Below are 16824 nucleotides of genomic sequence, written 5' to 3'. Positions count from 1 at the left end.
CTCCAGCGCAGGAACCACGGCAATGAATGCCTTCACCCAACGGCGGGCCAGCGCGCCCTACAACCCAAGCTACGATCCGGTAACCGACCGCTCGATCGGCCATGGCAGCGCCTATGCGCCGACCTACTGGATAGGAACGGCCGGCACACCGCCCGCCGATGACGGCCCGGTCACCCAGGACATGGACGTCGATGTCGTCGTCATCGGCTCGGGCTATACCGGGCTGAGCTGCGCCATCCATCTGGCCAAGGAATTCGGCATCAAGGCCCATGTGCTTGAGGCCAACGGCGTGGCCTATGGCTGCTCGACCCGTAACGGCGGGCAGGCGCAGATCTCGTCGGGGCGGCTCAAGCGCTCGCAGTGGATCGAGCGTTGGGGCCTCGATGTCGCCAAGGGGCTGCACGCCGAGGTGACGGAAGCCTTCGATCTCTTCCGTGGCCTGATCCGTGACCACGCGATCGAGTGCGAACCCCAGGATGGCGGGCATTACTACATCGCCCATAAGGCCTGGATGATGCCCAAGCTGGCAAAAGAGGCCGCGCTTCTGCGCGAAACCTTCGGCTATGGCACGCGCATGCTGAGCCGAGAGGAGCTGCACGAGACCGCCGTCAAGGACATGGAAGCCCATGGCGCAATGTGGGAGCCCGACGGCACTGGCATTCATGCCGCCAAGCTGGCCTTCGGCTATCTGCGGATCGCACGGGAACTCGGCGCCAAGGTGCATGTCGACAGCCCCGTCGAGGGATGGGAGACGAAGAACGGCGTGCACCATCTGCGCACGCCGGGTGGCATCGTTCGCGCCCGCGCCGTCGCCGTCGCAACGGCGGGCTATGCGCCGCGCGGGCTGCATCGTCGGCTGCGCGACCGGATCATGCCGATCATGTCGAACTCGATCACCACGCGGGTTCTGACGGCGTCGGAACTGTCGGACTGCGATTTCAAGGTGACCTCGCCGCTGACCGATACGCGGACGCTGCGCCACTACTACCGGCTGCTGCCCGATAACCGGGTACAGATCGGCTCGCGCGCGGCGATCACCGGGCGTGACGCGGATAATCCCGCGCACCTCGCCGCCCTGCGCGAGGGGTTGGCGCGCAAGTTCCCCGCGCTGCGCGGTATCCCGCTGGATTACAGCTGGTGGGGTTGGGTCGATGTCAGCCACGACATGATGCCGCGCATCACCGCGATGCCCGATGTGCCGAATGCCTATTACGCGATGGGCTACGGCGGGAACGGGGTGATGTATTCCGCACAAGCCGGGCGGCGCATGGCGCAACTGGTCGCGGGCCGCGCCGCCGACATTCCCAAACTGCCGATCTTTCGCAGCGAATTGCCGCACGAAGGCTGGAAGACGCCGTTCCGGCGCCTTGGCCAGTGGGGCCTCTACAAACTCTACCACTTTCAGGACGAGCGCGGCTGAACCCGCGTGAACAAGGAGAAACACACATGAAAATGACCACTGAAGAGGCCTTCATCAAAGTCCTCCAGATGCATGGCATCGATCAGGCTTTCGGCATCATCGGCTCGGCCATGATGCCGGTCTCGGACCTGTTCCCCAAGGCCGGGATCAAGTTCTGGGATTGCGCCCATGAAACCAATGGCGGGCTGATGTGCGATGGCTACATCCGCGCCACCGGCAAGATGGCGATGGCCATCGCGCAGAACGGCCCCGGCGTGACCGGTTTCGTGACCGCGGTGAAAACCGCCTACTGGAACCACACGCCGATGCTGCTGGTGACCCCGCAGGCCGCCAACAAGACCATCGGCCAGGGCGGCTTCCAGGAGATGGAGCAGATGCGCCTGTTCACCGACAGCGTCTGCTACCAGGAAGAGGTGCGTGATGCCTCGCGTATCCCCGAGGTGCTGAACCGCGTGATCCTGAAGGCGCTGCGCGGCTCGGCCCCGGCGCAGATCAACATCCCGCGCGACATGTGGACCCAGGTGATCGACGTCGATCTGCCGCAGATCGTGAAGTTCGAGCGCCCCGCCGGTGGCGAAGAGGCCGTGGCCGAAGCCGCTCGCCTGCTGTCCGAGGCGCGCTTCCCGGTGATCCTGTCGGGCGCGGGCGTGGTGCTGTCGGGAGCAATCGCCGATCTCGCGAACCTGGCCGAGCGTCTGGACGCGCCGGTGTGCTCGAACTACCAGCACAACGACAGCTTCCCCGGCTCGCACCGTCTGGCGGTTGGTCCGCTCGGCTACAACGGCTCGAAGGCCGCGATGGAGCTGATCGCCAAGGCCGATGTGGTTCTGGCACTGGGCACGCGCCTCAACCCGTTCTCGACCCTGCCGGGCTATGGCATCGACTACTGGCCGAAAGAGGCCAAGATCATCCAGGTCGATATCAACGCCGACCGCATCGGCCTGACCAAGAAGGTCTCCGTGGGGATCGAGGGCGACGCGGCCAAGGTGGCGCGCGGAATTCTCGCGCAACTGTCGGGCACCGCAGGCGACGAGGGCCGCAAGGAGCGCCGTGAGCTGATCTCGCAGACCAAGTCGCGTTGGGCGCAGGAACTGACCTCGCTCGACCATGAGCAGGACGATCCGGGCACCGTCTGGAACGAGGACGCCCGCACCCGTGACGCCGATCTGATGAGCCCGCGTCAGGCATGGCGCGCGATTCAGGCTGCTATCCCCGAGGATGCGATCATCTCGTCGGATATCGGCAACAACTGCGCCATCGGCAACGCCTACCCGGCGTTCGATAAGGGCCGCAAATACCTTGCGCCCGGCCTCTTTGGCCCCTGCGGTTACGGCTTCCCGTCGATCCTTGGCGCGAAGATCGGCTGCCCGGATGTCCCGGTCATCGGTTTTGCGGGTGACGGCGCGTTCGGGATCTCGATGAACGAGATGACCGCCTGCGGTCGCGACGACTGGCCGGCGATCACCATGGTGATCTTCCGCAACTACCAGTGGGGTGCGGAAAAGCGCAACACCACGCTGTGGTATGCCAACAACTTCGTCGGCACCGAACTGGACCGCGACACCACCTATGCCGGGATCGCGCGGGCCTGCGGGGCACATGGCGTGCAGGTGCGCTCGACCGAGGAATTGACCGAGGAGCTGCGCAAGGCGGTCGATCGTCAGATGGCCTCGAAAGAGACCACCTTCATCGAGGTTCTCCTGAACCAGGAACTCGGCGAGCCCTTCCGTCGCGACGCGATGAAGAAGCCGGTCGTCGTGGCGGGCATCGACCCCGCGGATATGCGTGCGCAGAAAGGCGCACTCTGAGCCACTGGGGGCGGCGCCCATCCGCCCCCAGAACCTGCCCGGCCCCCCTCCACCCTACCCCGGGGCCGGGCAACACCCCGTCTTGACCAGATTGGATCTTCCATGACCGCCCTGCTGGCTTCTCAGGCTGCCATGCGCAGCCATTTCCCCGGTTTTGTCGTCGCCCTGCTGATCGCGGTGACCGCCCAGTTCCTGTCCGAGCACTACGGCGCGCCGGCGATGCTGATGGCGCTGCTACTGGGGCTTGCGCTGAACTTTCTGGCCGAAGACGGCAGCGCCACGGCCCCCGGCATCGCCATGACGGCGCGCACGGTGCTTCGGTTCGGCGTGGCACTTCTTGGCGCGCGTATCTCTGTCGAGATGCTGGCGCAACTGGGGCCGCAGTTGATCACGCTGGTGGTCGGCGGTGTTCTGGCCACGATCGCCTTTGGCTTTATCCTTGGCAAGATTACCGGGCGCGACTGGCGCTTCTCGCTTCTGACCGCAGGCTCGGTTGCTATCTGCGGAGCGTCGGCGGCCATGGCAATCGCGGCCATCCTTCCGCGCCACGACCGGGCCGAGCGCGACCTGAGCTTCACGGTCCTTTCGGTGACCGTCCTGTCCACCATCGCCATGGTCCTTTATCCGATGCTCTCCGCACAGCTCGGTTTCGATGCGCGCGCGGGTGGCGTGTTCCTTGGCGGTACGATCCACGATGTTGCACAGGTTGTCGGCGCCGGCTTCTCAATCGGCCCCGAAACCGGCGAGACCGCCACGCTGGTCAAGCTGATCCGCGTCTCCATGCTTGCACCCGTCGTTCTGGGGGCGTCGCTCATCATCCGGGCCAGCGGCGCACATAACGGGACCGAGGGCAAACGCCCCCCGATCCTGCCCGGCTTCGTGCTCGGTTTCCTGACACTTGCCGCGCTGAACTCCTTCGGGCTGATCCCCTCCGTTGTCGCGGAAGCCGCCAACGTGGTCTCGCGTTGGGCCCTGCTGACTGCCATCGCCGCCGTCGGCGTCAAGACATCGCTTGCCAAGGTGCTTTCTGTCGGCACCGGAGCGATTGCGACCATCGTCGCGCAAACCGTGTTCATCGGGGCATTCGTCCTGATCGGCCTTCGTTTCCTGGGGTAAGACATGAAAGTTCTGGACGATATCTACGCGGCCGCCCGAACGGATAACCGCATCATCATTTTGCCCGAAGGCGAAGACCCGCGCATTCAGGCCGCCGCGCTGCGCGCCCGGCGCCTTGAGATCGCCAGCCCCGTTCTACTGGGCGATGTCGCCGCAATCGAGAGCGGCCTGCGCGAGCTTGGCGCGGCGCCGGGCGAGATTGAGGTGGAAGACCCTCGAACCTGCGCCGACTACGAGGCCTTGGCCCAATCGTGGCACGCCCTGCGCGCCCACAAGGGAACGACATTGGACGAGGCCCGACGCGCGGTCGCCGATCCGATGTTGCAGGCTGCGCTGCGCGTGCGCTTGGGCCATGCCGACGGCACAGTCGGTGGCGCCGTCGCAACCACTGCCGAAACGGTTCGGGTCGCACTGCAATCCATTGGCTGCGCGCCCGGCAACAGCGTCGTCTCAAGCTTCTTTCTGATGATGGCCTGCGCCGATACCGCACCCTTCAAGGGCGGCATGATCTTTTCCGATTGCGGCCTCGTCGTGTCGCCCGACGCGCGCCAACTGGCCGCGATTGCCCGCGCCGCCGCCCAAAGCTGCCGCCAGTTGCTCAAGGTCGAACCGCAGGTCGCGATGCTGTCCTTCTCAACCGCCGGATCGGCAAGCCACGAGAGCATCGACCGTATCCGCCAGGCGCTTGCGATTGTGCGCGAGGAGGAGCCGGATCTGAATATCGACGGTGAAATCCAGTTCGACGCTGCGCTGGATGTGGAAATCAGAGCGCGCAAGGCCCCCGGCAGCCGTCTTGCCGGTCGGCCTAACGTGTTCATCTTCCCCGATCTCGCGTCGGGCAACATCGGCTACAAGATCGCCCAAAGGCTTGGCGGATTGCAGGCCATCGGCCCGGTCCTTCAGGGTCTTGCCCATCCGGCCAACGATCTTTCGCGCGGCTGTTCGGTCGAAGATGTCGTCAGCGCAATCGCGATCACGGCGGTCCAGTCCCAGATGCATCCGCAGGCAAAGGGGGTCTACGGATTGGGCTGCGCGCGTTACTACTAAGCTCGAAAGGCGGGGTGTTCGCTGAATACCCCGCCGCGTGCCCATGCTCTGCAATGGCGTGTCATCAGATCCCCGCTTGCCGCAGCAATAGCGTCATTCGATTGAGACGAAGAGCAAGGTGGCGCGCGGCCTCTCGATGGAATTCGTTCGCTAGCCGGAGACCGTCTGGCGTATCCGCAATGCGATCAAGATCGAAACGCAGGGCGACTGCCTTGGTATCCGCACGCATCGAAGCGGTACGCGGTATGTCGGCATAATATGCAATCTCGCCGATGATCGCTCCGGGCAGAAAGCGCGCGATGAGAAGCGGCTGGCCGTCGCCGGAAGTCGCTTCCGCCCTCAGAACGCCAGAGACCAGCCGAAAGACTTCATTCGACGCGGCCCCCTGAACAAACAGCGTCTCGCCCGGAGCCAGCGACACCACACTGGCGAAGGTCGAGAAATCAAACGACGGATAACGCTCCGAGAGCGCATTGAGGATCTCTTCGGGGCTCCCTTCGGGAACGACGTCAGACAGAATGCCCGCCTCGATCTGCATCAAGGCATCATCGAGCGTGCCCATGATCGTGACGCGGTCAGGAAAATCGCTTGGGCGCAAGACATCGGCTTTCACCTTCGGGCTCAAGCCGGTCAGCGTCAGTTCAAGCCCAGATCGATCAAGCAAAGCGGCGATACGGGTCAAGGCAAAGCTGGCGGAGGTATCGAGTCCCTTAACCCCGCGAAAGTCCAGGATCACGTGTCTCGGGGGCGCCCCGCAATGGATCTCGTTGTTGATACGCTCGTAGAGCCCGTTTGCTGTTCCGAAAAAGAGAAACCCTGCGAGTTCGTAAATGACGACATCCGCCGCCTCTACTTCCAGACGCGCCAGGTCTTCGGCACCGCGTTCAACCGAGGATCTTCGCACAGCACCGGTGGAGCGCAGGCGAACGATATCGATCCCGGCATAGGAGACGACAAAGAGGACGGTGGCCAGGATCAACCCCACGCTGAAGGCTGTCAGGAAGCCGACAGAACCCGCAATAGCGACGATCAGAAGGATGACCACCCTGTCGGCCGCCGGAAGCTTCTCGCGTTTCTTCCAGACCCACTCGTACAGAAAATCAAACCCCAGATAGGCAACAATCCCGCCCATGAGTCCGACCGGAAGATTTCCGATAAGCGAAGCACCGAAGAACAGGACGGAGGCGCTGCTAATGGCGACTGCAAAGGGCGCGGCCAAGCCGGTTACGCCCATCTTGTTCGCCAGGGTGGTTTCCCCAAGCAGATGGTAACTGATCGATCCACCAGTAAGCCCGGTCAGCACATTCCCCACGCCGAGCGCTTTAAGCTCCCGCTCCGGGTTCAGCTCTCGCCCGATGGAGATTTCGATTCCGCTGACATTCAGCAACAGCCCCAGTAACGCCATCGAGGCCACAGCAAAGATCGTTGGCATCTGCGCGAGAATGGCATTCCAGTCGGCTTCGAGCGCCAATGTCGGTGACAGCCCCTCAAGCAGATCGGCACCTTCAAAAGGTCCGATCAGCAAACCCATCTGCCCGGCCTGCTCAATACTGACGCCGCGAATAAACAGAACGAGGTAGAAGGCGCTGGCCGCCAGCACGATGATCCCCGGCAATACCAGCGAGTGTTTGATCAGCCGGGTCAGAGCTACCGCGCCGAGGCCAAAGCCCATCCACGGCAACCAGGTTGCGGGCATCCCCGGGCCAAAGATCCGCGCGAGATGGACGACGGAGACCTCCTGCTTGGTGATCATGGCCAGCGCGCCAAGGACCAGCAAAAGCCCGGTCGCGGCAAGGAAACCCGCAATCACGGAATAAGGTATGAAGCGGGCGACAAACCCCAGCTTCAGGGAACCGGCAAGATAGATGACCAGGCCGGTAATGATCGACGTGAAACCGATGAAGGTAACGACCGAAGCAAAGCCGATATCCGGGGAGGATGCTTTGGCCATGATCGACGCCGCAGATATCGACAGCAGAACCGCGGGCACCTCCTGCAGATGCGAGACGATACCGCGATAGGAACTAAGCAGCGCCGCAACGATGGGAAGCAATATCCCGCCCAGTAGTGCAAGACCGATCCCCTGATGGGCGTAGGCCGCCAACGGTCCGGTATAGATGATGGAGGCGAAGGCAATCGCGAAGGAAACCGTCAAGATCGCGATGACGCTCATCGCGACGGCGACGGCAAGCAGCGCACCTGGCTGAGTGACCTTTTTCAATCCTGCCGTCATCAGGCCGCCTTCACACTTTTCCCCCACAATCACTAGGCTTGCCCGATATGGCCATGCTTGGGAAGCACTTAGACCCGGCACCCTTGGTTTTTCAGCCTGCTCGTAAAAGTCAGCAAGCGTCTGACTCCGGGTCTGCGGGCCATGCCAGCGATCGCCTGCACGCAGCGGGCCAGCCGCCCGGATGATCGCCCCAGGCGGGGCTTTGCTTTGCGCCCGGCACGCCCGAGCACGTCGAAAACCTGTGGTCCGGCAGATCGGAAACCCGCCTGGAACGACGACCGATCCGCGTCAGCGAGCCCCTCGACAAGCGCTCAGGATTCAGGATCGTGCTGCCGCCAGGGCGGAAAAACCAGCCAATCGCCCGGGTAAGATTTCACACGGCAGGCCCGTCTTTCGGGGGAGCCCCTCTCGCAGTCTGGCCGAACGCAAGCTTTGGGACGGGGCCAGCATCAGTCTTCGCGCGTCCGCGATCAGACAGGGGAACTCGCGCTTCAAACGGTCTGGTTTGCAAAGGGCTGACCAGCATGGTGGCACCGCGGAGCGCACGCAGCCAGGGGCTTGGCTCTGCCAGAAGCCCATGAAACAAAACGGCCCGCGCTGTGCGCGGGCCGTTCTTTCTGTTCAGCACTAGTCCTCAGAAATGGACCGACTTGCTGTCGAGCGGCGCCTGCACCGGCGGCGCGAATTTGGTCAGGTCGATGCCCTTCACCGCTTCCTTGTATTCCTCAACGGTGGGCGTACGCCCGAGGATCGCCGAGAGCACGACAACCGGCGTCGAGGCCAGGAGCGACTCGCCCTTCTTGGTCTCGCTGTCGGCCACGACGCGGCCCTGGAAGAGGCGGGTCGAGGTGGCCAGCACCGTGTCGCCCTTTTCGGCCTTTTCCTGGTTGCCCATGCACAGGTTGCAGCCGGGACGCTCGAGATACAGGATGTTCTCGTATTCGGTGCGTGCCTTGGCTTTCGGGAACATGTCGTCAAACTCGAAGCCCGAGTATTTCTCGAGGATCTCCCAGTCGCCTTCCGCCTTCAGCTCATCGATGATGTTGTAGGTCGGCGCGGCCACCACGAGCGGCGCCTTGAACTCGACGCGCCCGGTCTGTTCCTCAAGGTTCTTGAGCATCTGGGCGACGATCTTGATGTCACCCTTGTGCACCATGCACGAACCCACGAAGCCCAGATCCACTTTCTTTTCCGCCGCATAGTAGGAAATCGGACGGATCGTATCGTGGGTGTAGCGCTTCGAGACATCGGCGTTGTTCACGTCGGGGTCGGCGATCATCGGCTCGTCGATGATGTCGAGATCGACTACCACCTCGGCGAAGTATTTCGCGTTGGCGTCGGGCGCCAGCGCCGGCTTCTCGCCCGAGCGGATCTGCGCGATGCGCTTGTCGGCAAGCCCGATCAGCTTGGCGAGCATGCCGCTTTGCTGCTCCATGCCCTTGTCGATCATGATCTGGATGCGCGACTTCGCGAGTTCCAGCGACTTGATCAGCGTCTCGTCTTCCGAGATGCAGATCGCCGCCTTCGCCTTCATCTCGGCGGTCCAGTCGGTGAAGGTGAAGGCCTGATCGGCCAGCAGCGTACCGATATGAACCTCGATCACGCGGCCCTGGAAGACGTTGTCGCCGCACTGCTTGAGCATCTGCTGCTGAGTCGCATGGACCACATCGCGGAAGTCCATGTGCTCGGCCATCTTGCCCTTGAAGGTGACCTTGACCGATTCCGGGATCGGCATCTCGGCCTCGGCGGTGGCCAGCGCGAGCGCCACGGTGCCCGAGTCGGCGCCGAAGGCCACGCCCTTGGACATACGCGTATGGCTGTCGCCGCCGATGATGATCGCCCAGTCATCCACGGTGATGTCGTTGAGCACCTTGTGGATCACGTCGGTCATCGCGTGATACTCGCCCTTGGGGTCGCGCGCGGTGACAAGGCCAAAGCTGTTCATGAAGGACATCAGCTTCGGAATATTGTCCTGCGCCTTCTTGTCCCAGACCGAGGCGGTATGGCAGCCCGACTGATAGGCGCCGTCAACCAGCGGCGAGATCACGGTGGCGGCCATCGCCTCGAGTTCCTGCGCGGTCATCGGGCCGGTGGTGTCCTGCGAGCCGACAATATTGACGCGCACACGCACGTCCGAACCGGCATGCAGCACCTTGCCGGGTGCGACGCCGCGAGCATTGGCGTTGAAGATCTTCTCGACCGCCGTCAGACCCTGACCGGGGATGCTGATCTCTTTCGACGGGGCGAAGACCGCAGGCGCCTCGACGCCGAGGATCTCGGCCGCGACGGTCTGCAGCTTCTTGCCGAAGACGATGGCATAGGAGCCGCCGGCCTTCATGAACTCGACCTTCTGGGGCGTGAAGGACGAGGACAGATCCGCGACTTCTTCGCCGGCCTCGTTCAGCAGCTTCTTCTTCTTCGTGTCGATCTTGAGCACGGTGCCGGTGGTGACCGAGAATTTCTGCTCGAGGACCGGGTTGCCGTCGTTGTTCAGGATCGCCTTGCCATTCTCGTCGGTCTTCTTGACCCAGTTCTTGAGGTTGACCCCGATCCCGCCGGTCACGTCGACCGTGGTCGCGAAAATCGGCGAGATGCCGTTCGTGCCCGCGACTACAGGGGCGATGTTGACGAAGGGCACATAGGGGCTGGCCTGCTTGCCGGTCCAGAGCGCGACATTGTTCACGCCCGACATCCGGCTCGAACCCACACCCATCGTGCCTTTCTCGGCGATCATCATGATGCGCTTGCCGGGATGCTGGATCTTCAGCTCGCGGATCGTCTTCTGAGCGGCCTCGTCGCACATGCACAGCCCGTGCAGTTCGCGGTCGGCGCGCGAGTGCGCCTGGTTGCCCGGCGAAAGCAGGTCGGTCGAGATATCGCCCTCGGCCGCGACGAAGGTGACGATCTCGATTTCGTCCTCGACATCGGGCAGGCTGGTGAAGAACTCGGCCTGGGCATAGCTTTGCAGGATATCGGTGGCGATCGCATTGCCCGCCTCATGCGCGGCCTTCAGGCGGTCGGTATCGGCGTCATAGAGGAAGACCTGGGTCTTGAGCACGGCGGCGGCCTGTTCGGCAATCGCCTTGTCCGCACCAAGCGCCACATCGAGTAGAACGCGCACCGAGGGCCCGCCCTTCATGTGCGACAGCAATTCCAGCGCGAAGGCAGGCGTGATCTCCGGCACCACAACCTGGCCCAGCACGATCTCTTTCAGGAACTCCGCCTTCACACCCGCGGCAGCGGTGGTGCCGGGCAGAGTGTTATAGATGAAATACTGCAACGAGTCGGCGCGGTGCGGATGCGCGGCATCGCGGATCTGCGCGACGATTTCGGCGGTCAGTGCGCCGTCGTCGATCGGTTTGGGGCTGAGGCCTTGTGCTTTGCGGGTTTCGATCTCTTCGAGGTAGCGTGCATAGAGAGTCATCTGCGTTCCCAATGGCTGAATGACATGACGGCTGAGCGCGGCAGCTTCGGTATGCAGTTGTATACAGACTATGCGGAAAAACGCAAGCCTTCGGGGAAAGGGCTGCCAGACGAACTCGAACCGGCCTCCACAAGGTCAGTAGAGCGGCCTCTTATTCCACGCAGAGATCGCGCCAATCTGCAAGAGGGAGCAGTCAGGCGAATGCCAAGTCGCCTCAGTTTCCCAGCCTTGGCAGTATGTCAGGCAGCAAGAAAGCCGCGCCACTTGGCAAGAGCGGCAGCGCGGTGAGCAAATGTGAATTCCCGCGCGGCTCTACATCCACCAGCTAATCTGCTGGCTCTTGTGTATACCGCGTCTTCGGAGCGCCGCATGACCTCTGGCGATGCCTTGAACCGCTGAAAGGATCGAGTCTGGCATGGACTGAGGCGAGCGGGCACCCTGCCCCGCCTCAAGCCAAGTTTGTCTGACAAGACCCGCAGCAATGCACCCCGGCCAGGTTCCGCTTATGTGTGTGCGGCGCAACAAGCGTGCCCAGAAACTCTGCTGTTATTAGTCGAATCTGGCGGCCGCGTCCCGAGAGGGTTAGCGTAATAGGTGAGTAATTCATAAATGAGGTTTTCGCTATGACCAAGAAACCCGTTCTGCTCGTTCTCGCTGCGCTTGCGATCCCCGCCACCGCCAACGCACAATCCCTGCCCGACGGCGTCACCGCAAAGGGCTATGTAGAGTACGAACACCTGACCTCGGACGGCGATGACGCTTCGGGCATCATCGGTGACTTCGACGTCTCGGTCGCCCCGTTCATGGGTGGTGTCGGCCTCGATTTCGGCCTGATCGGCCTTGATTTCGAAGGCACGTCCGAGTCCGCCCTGTTCGGCGCGCTCACTTACCACGTCGGCAATCACAAGTTCAGCGTCGGTGTGCCGCGCTCGGTCCTTAAGGATCATACCCGGATGCCTGACGTCGGAGGCGTGCGCTACTTCGGCTTCGAAACCGGTTTGATTACCGACGGCATTGTCGATATCGCCTATCTGACCTCGGACGAGGCGCCGCTTGGCGTGCGCTATGACGGCGATTTCGGCATGGTCAAAGTCGGCGCCTCTTACCACCACTTCTCGGATGGCGCGGACGCTGATGTGTTCGGACTTGGCGCGACCTACACCCGCGACATCTGGTTTGCCTCGGCAAGCGTCGAGCATTTCGACGCCGACGGTCACAACGGCACGCTGTTCCACACCGAAATTGGCGCAAAAACCGATCTGTACGAAGCGGGCATTGGCCTCAGCAACGGTGACGACGGCTATTTCGACGACACCTCCATCATGGCGTGGGGCTCATATTACGTGATGCCGCAGCTCGCGCTGAACGCCAGCGTTCTGGATGTCGGCTCGACGACCATCTATGGCGTCGGCGCAGATTACACCTTCTGGAACGGTGCCTATGCGCAGCTTGGATACCTGGACAGCGACGATGCCTTTGACGGCATCTGGGACGTCTCACTCGGCTGGAAGTTCTGATCCTGCTTGCATGCTACGAAAAGGCCACCTTCGGGTGGCCTTTTTTTTGCATTCCGCCCCTTCGCAAACAATCGAGGTTGGCGCCGTGCCATGCCGAGTTTGTCTGATCTGTCCCGTCTGAACGAATTTTGATTCCAGCACTCGGTGAACGGCTACGCTGTCTGGGCAAAGATTTCCGTATTCTGGCGGATTTTGTCCCTGGGCGGATGTAGAACCTGCATTTTCGAAACGTGGATTTTTCTGCGATCATCGCACTTGCTGAGCCGCATTGCGCAGATCCGTAGGCGTCATCGAAAAACGACGCCTGAACCTCCGATTGAAATAGGAGATGTCACCGAACCCTGCCTCGAGCGCGATACTCGTGACGGACCAGTCCTTGTACCGTGGGCTTATCAGCATTGTGCGAACCGCCTCTAGCCGTATGTCGAGCACATAGCTGGTAAAGGTTGTACCGGCATCCTCAAAGAGCATCTGTACGTAGCGGGGCGTTACGTTCTGGCGCCTTGCGATCTCCTCAAGCGAGAGCGTGGAATCGCGGGCCAGGTCGGCTTCGATAGCCTTCAGCCGGGCGACACGCACGCCGCGCCCCAAGGCAAGCTCGCGGCCGTCAGCATTTGAACCAATCGCTAATGCCATCAGGTCGTAGACATGGGTTGCGACAAGTCCGGAGAGACGCAGATCGGCCATATGAGCGGGTAAAGCGGAAACATAGCTTCGCAGCAGCGCAAGCGCGGAAGCCTCGCGTGGTACACATCGACCCGCAGCCGCTTCCAAATCTTTCGTGAGTGGCACCAGTGCTGAATAAGGCACGCGGACTGACAGATAGTTCATGGAATGAAAATGCACTTCGGCCGGCTCGCGATACACGAGCAAGACAGCGTCACCTTCCCGTGCAACCGACCGACGGGCACGCTGGTCTATGGCCAGTTCTCCACCGGTGCCGATGATTAGGCAGACGTCGTCTTGACCGTCCGCCAGCATCGGACGTTTCCGACCTAGATGAACATCCATCGTCGAGGTCATCCTAGCGCGCCGAAGCCCGGGGAGCCCGTGCACGGTCATCTGTGCATCCACGCGTTGATCCGCAGATGCGTCAAATGTCAATTGTACCTTGGTATCAAACAGCTCGCGAAGGCATTCCAGCCCCGCCACAGCCGACAGTTCGCGCGTTGCAAGATCAAATGATACGCCGCCGACGATCCCAGACATCATTTTTGTCCCGCGACACAATTGGTCGTAACTTTCTATCACGAATCGGATTCTGAGCGTCGGACATTTCTGTTGCGCTTTCGATTGCCCGTTCCTGGCCAGGATGAGTTCGCTGTAAGCCGATCCGCACTTCGTGGCAGCCCAAGACAAAGCGAAAGGGATACGCGACTCTGAACGGGTCACGAGCTATGGGAGGTTCCGATGAAACGACCCAAAAGACTGATCTGCATTTCCGCCGCCATCCTGACGGCCGCTTGTCCGACGCTGGCACAACAGACGGAGCCCATCAAGAGGACCCCGCTCCAGCGCTTTGAAGTCCCGCAAACTTCGTACGAGACCATAATCGGTCTTGCCGAACTGGCCCCGGATGTAAATGTCGGGCGCCATACACATCCCGGGCCTGAATCCGGATACGTGATCGAGGGCGGCTTCGAGCTCTTGGTCGACGGCGAAGCTCCACGGCAGATTTCCGCGGGCGAGTCCTACCTTGTGCCGGCGATGATCGTTCACGACGCCAAGACAGGCCCCAATGGCGCCAAGGTCATTGCCACGTACCTGGTTCCGGACGGCAAGCCTACATCTTCCCCGGCGAATTGATCCGAAGGCGCGGGCAGACGAGTTCGAACTCGTATCCGCGCAGACCTTTACTTTGTCCCCTATGCCACGCAGAGGCCGCGCCACTCGGCAAGAGCTGCGGCGCGGCTGGTGCTGGCAGACAAACACGAACAAGTCTCTTCAAGACCAGCAGCACTGCCCCTTATGCCGTGCAGAAAGCACACCACTAAGCAAGAGCAGCGGCGCGGTTGGCCTTGAAGAGAGGCCTGCTTGATAGGCTGCGTTTCGCGTTGAAGAGGTTGTCGACCGAGGCGTGAACGGCGGCGAACTTCTGGAGCGTTCGCATCCGCCTGAAGCGGAGCATCGCCCGCTCCCGCCTTCGGAATGGCAAGCGTGAATTCTCCGCGCGGCCATTTATCCACCGGCCAGTCCGCTGACGCTCACGGATACCAAGATCACCCAGAGCGGCCCCGTAGGAGCGCAGGCGGTCAGTAACGAACCCATCGGCTGCGCCGTGCCGCGTCAGAGATTTCCTCAAGAATTTCAAAGCAACCCTCTTGTCTCGCCGCTTCGTCACAAAACTCTCAAGCACCTCGCCTTCGTGATCGACAGTCCGCCACAAGTAATGGCGATCACCGTTGCTCTTCACGAACATCTCGTCCAAGCGCCACCTCCTATGGCTTGAGCGCAGGCCCTAGATCCGACGTTTCGGATCTCCGAGGCACACATCGAGCCGAACCGATGCCACCAAGATCGGACCGTCTCATGGCAGATGTCGATGCCCCGCTCATGCAGCAAATCCTCGACATTGCGAAGCGACAGCGGGAACCGGATATACATCATCACGGCCAGCTGGATGACTTAAGGGCTCGTCCAAAAAAACGGAAAGGCGATCGCGTCTTCATCGGCGAAGGCTACAAAACCGCCCTGCCCTCCTCAACCCAAGTTGCTTCGACAGGTCCAACTGGCACTCAGATACCCAGCCCCGCCAAGGTGGAAACCAGTTCGGACAACTTATCCGCCTGACGCAGGTTAAAGTGGGTCAGAAATTCCTTGGTTCCAAATGGGACTTGCTTGGCCCGGATTGCATCCACACAATCCTGCGCCTTAAGCGCCTCTCCGCGTTGGGCATATATAGCGGCCGCAATTATGAAGACGTAAAGATGCGGATTGGGGGATTTCAGCGCGCGCTCGGCATATCGATGTGCGGCCGCGAGATCATCGCCGATCCAGGCAGCAAGCGCCCGCGTGCCGAACATCGACTGCAAATGCGGATCAAGGGGGCTGAGTATCAGAGCATGATCTACGTTCTGATCGGCCAATTCGCTGTTGCATAGCACCGTGTTCAACGTCGCATTATTGTAATAGCCGAACGCATAATTGGGGTTCAGTTCCAACGAGCGATCCACCCAGATCAATCCATCCTCTGCATCCCCGGAAAGCCACTTGGCGCGTCCGTAGATCAGGTTGCAAAATGGATCGAGAGGATCGAGTTTCAGGGCCTCTTCAGCGTGGTTCAGCGTCAGGCGGCGGTGGTGGTCCACATCCATGCCGAAATGCTGGAAGGCGTTTTGGAATTCGGTGTAAGACAGCCCGCCATAGGCGCGCGCAAAGCCCTTGTCCAGTTCGATGGCCTGCCTGAAATGTCCCGCCGCAATCTGATTGTCGACGCGGTTGTAGCGATACATGTGGCGGATGCCCAAATGATAGTGCCCCCATGCATCCAGATTTTCCGTTGGCACATGCGCCAGCCTATCGGCCTCGTGCATCGGCAAGCGTAATTCCAGGGCCATGACCAGTTCGCGGGCCACACGGGCGCGCATGTCATAGACGTCATCGATTTTTCCCGAAATTCCGTCCGACCAGATCACCTGCCCGCTGCGCGCGTCCGAAAGCTCGGCGTATATCGCCAGACCCTGCGCGTGACACTCGACCAAACCCGAGACGACATATTGTGCGCCGAGTTGTACAGCCATATCGGCAGTATCTGTATCGCCGGGGCCAAAACGAAAACTTGACCCCCGGGCAATGACGTTGATCCAGCGTAGGCGCGACAGCGTGGCGATCAATTCTGCCGGAATGGCTTCGGCCACCGCCTGCTGGGTTGGATTATGGCCGAGCAACCGAAAAGGCCGGATAGCAATTGTCGGCTTGGTCGCGGGAGTCAGAGCCTCAACAGGCGCTGCCGCCTGGGCGGACCGTATCTCGCGGACCTCCGCGACGAAGCGGAAACCATGCCCTCGCACCGTCTTGATGAACGCCTGCCGTTCTCCATCATCCCCAAGCACTCTGCGGATTTGCCGGACCAGCGTCGAAAGCGAGGCGTCCGTAACGAATATGCCCGGCCAGATTGCCTGGAAAATGTCCTGCTTTGTTACCGCGCGATGGCGTTCAGCAACCAGAAGGGTCAGTAGCGCCTGAATAGCCCCGCGTTTTCTAGACGCCTTCGGGTCTCAGTTTCCGCTGCCGTTCGAACTCGACGGGCGACAGCATCT

General features: G+C 61.6%; 10 protein-coding genes and 1 pseudogene. 6 read left to right on the top strand and 5 right to left on the bottom strand.

Annotated features, from left to right (window positions below):
• Positions 1 to 22: 22 nt before the first annotated feature.
• From KTQ37_RS13505 to pta, 4 genes are all read left to right on the top strand, one after another.
• Positions 23 to 1420, top strand: a complete 1398-nt coding sequence (locus KTQ37_RS13505) for an NAD(P)/FAD-dependent oxidoreductase (RefSeq protein ID WP_218631049.1) — start codon at positions 23 to 25, stop codon at positions 1418 to 1420.
• Positions 1421 to 1446: 26 nt separating this feature from the next.
• Complete coding sequence (xsc, locus tag KTQ37_RS13500; RefSeq protein WP_218631048.1) at positions 1447 to 3228, top strand: sulfoacetaldehyde acetyltransferase; 1782 nt, start codon at positions 1447 to 1449, stop codon at positions 3226 to 3228.
• Between the two features lie 102 nt (positions 3229 to 3330).
• Positions 3331 to 4344, top strand: a complete 1014-nt coding sequence (locus KTQ37_RS13495) for a YeiH family protein (protein WP_218631047.1) — start codon at positions 3331 to 3333, stop codon at positions 4342 to 4344.
• A 3-nt stretch (positions 4345 to 4347) separates the two neighbouring features.
• A complete protein-coding gene (pta, locus tag KTQ37_RS13490; protein ID WP_218631046.1) occupies positions 4348 to 5391 on the top strand; it encodes a phosphate acetyltransferase in 1044 nt (347 codons plus the stop codon).
• A 64-nt stretch (positions 5392 to 5455) separates the two neighbouring features.
• On the opposite strand, the gene KTQ37_RS13485 is transcribed toward pta, so the two are convergent.
• Positions 5456 to 7624 carry a SulP family inorganic anion transporter gene (locus KTQ37_RS13485; RefSeq protein ID WP_218631045.1) on the bottom strand — a complete coding sequence of 723 codons (2169 nt, stop codon included), beginning with the start codon at positions 7622 to 7624 and terminating at the stop codon, positions 5456 to 5458.
• Positions 7625 to 8258: 634 nt separating this feature from the next.
• Positions 8259 to 11048, bottom strand: coding sequence for a bifunctional aconitate hydratase 2/2-methylisocitrate dehydratase (locus tag KTQ37_RS13480; protein WP_218631044.1), 2790 nt, complete (start codon positions 11046 to 11048; stop codon positions 8259 to 8261).
• A 623-nt stretch (positions 11049 to 11671) separates the two neighbouring features.
• Here KTQ37_RS13480 and KTQ37_RS13475 point away from each other — a divergent pair.
• Positions 11672 to 12565, top strand: coding sequence for a porin (locus KTQ37_RS13475; protein WP_218631043.1), 894 nt, complete (start codon positions 11672 to 11674; stop codon positions 12563 to 12565).
• 246 nt (positions 12566 to 12811) lie between these two features.
• Here KTQ37_RS13475 and KTQ37_RS13470 read toward each other — a convergent pair whose 3' ends face one another.
• Entirely contained in the window at positions 12812 to 13774 is a 963-nt protein-coding gene (locus KTQ37_RS13470; RefSeq protein ID WP_218631042.1) for a helix-turn-helix transcriptional regulator, read from the bottom strand.
• A gap of 201 nt (positions 13775 to 13975) precedes the next feature.
• Between KTQ37_RS13470 and KTQ37_RS13465 the strand changes: the two genes are divergently transcribed.
• Entirely contained in the window at positions 13976 to 14371 is a 396-nt protein-coding gene (locus tag KTQ37_RS13465; protein WP_218631041.1) for a cupin domain-containing protein, read from the top strand.
• Positions 14372 to 14555: 184 nt separating this feature from the next.
• On the opposite strand, the pseudogene KTQ37_RS13460 reads toward KTQ37_RS13465, so the two are convergent.
• A pseudogene (locus KTQ37_RS13460) lies at positions 14556 to 15172 on the bottom strand (IS6 family transposase).
• Between the two features lie 128 nt (positions 15173 to 15300).
• Entirely contained in the window at positions 15301 to 16740 is a 1440-nt protein-coding gene (locus KTQ37_RS13455; RefSeq protein ID WP_268921092.1) for a winged helix-turn-helix domain-containing tetratricopeptide repeat protein, read from the bottom strand.
• Positions 16741 to 16824: the final 84 nt, after the last annotated feature.

Source organism: Sedimentimonas flavescens (assembly GCF_019264375.1).
Lineage (GTDB): Bacteria > Pseudomonadota > Alphaproteobacteria > Rhodobacterales > Rhodobacteraceae > Rhodobacter > Rhodobacter flavescens.
Note: the sequence above shows the minus strand (reverse complement) of the source record. Positions and strands in the feature narration are given on the sequence as shown.

What these genes read in the sequence shown, in the direction of transcription:
- KTQ37_RS13475 (WP_218631043.1), top strand. Translation starts at nt 11,672, where the DNA reads ATGACCAAGAAACCCGTTCTGCTCGTTCTCGCTGCGCTTGCGATCCCC.
- KTQ37_RS13495 (WP_218631047.1), top strand. Translation starts at nt 3,331, where the DNA reads ATGACCGCCCTGCTGGCTTCTCAGGCTGCCATGCGCAGCCATTTCCCC.
- KTQ37_RS13485 (WP_218631045.1), bottom strand. Translation starts at nt 7,624, where the DNA reads ATGACGGCAGGATTGAAAAAGGTCACTCAGCCAGGTGCGCTGCTTGCC.
- KTQ37_RS13470 (WP_218631042.1), bottom strand. Translation starts at nt 13,774, where the DNA reads ATGTCTGGGATCGTCGGCGGCGTATCATTTGATCTTGCAACGCGCGAA.
- xsc (WP_218631048.1), top strand. Translation starts at nt 1,447, where the DNA reads ATGAAAATGACCACTGAAGAGGCCTTCATCAAAGTCCTCCAGATGCAT.
- KTQ37_RS13465 (WP_218631041.1), top strand. Translation starts at nt 13,976, where the DNA reads ATGAAACGACCCAAAAGACTGATCTGCATTTCCGCCGCCATCCTGACG.
- pta (WP_218631046.1), top strand. Translation starts at nt 4,348, where the DNA reads ATGAAAGTTCTGGACGATATCTACGCGGCCGCCCGAACGGATAACCGC.
- KTQ37_RS13505 (WP_218631049.1), top strand. Translation starts at nt 23, where the DNA reads ATGAATGCCTTCACCCAACGGCGGGCCAGCGCGCCCTACAACCCAAGC.
- KTQ37_RS13480 (WP_218631044.1), bottom strand. Translation starts at nt 11,048, where the DNA reads ATGACTCTCTATGCACGCTACCTCGAAGAGATCGAAACCCGCAAAGCA.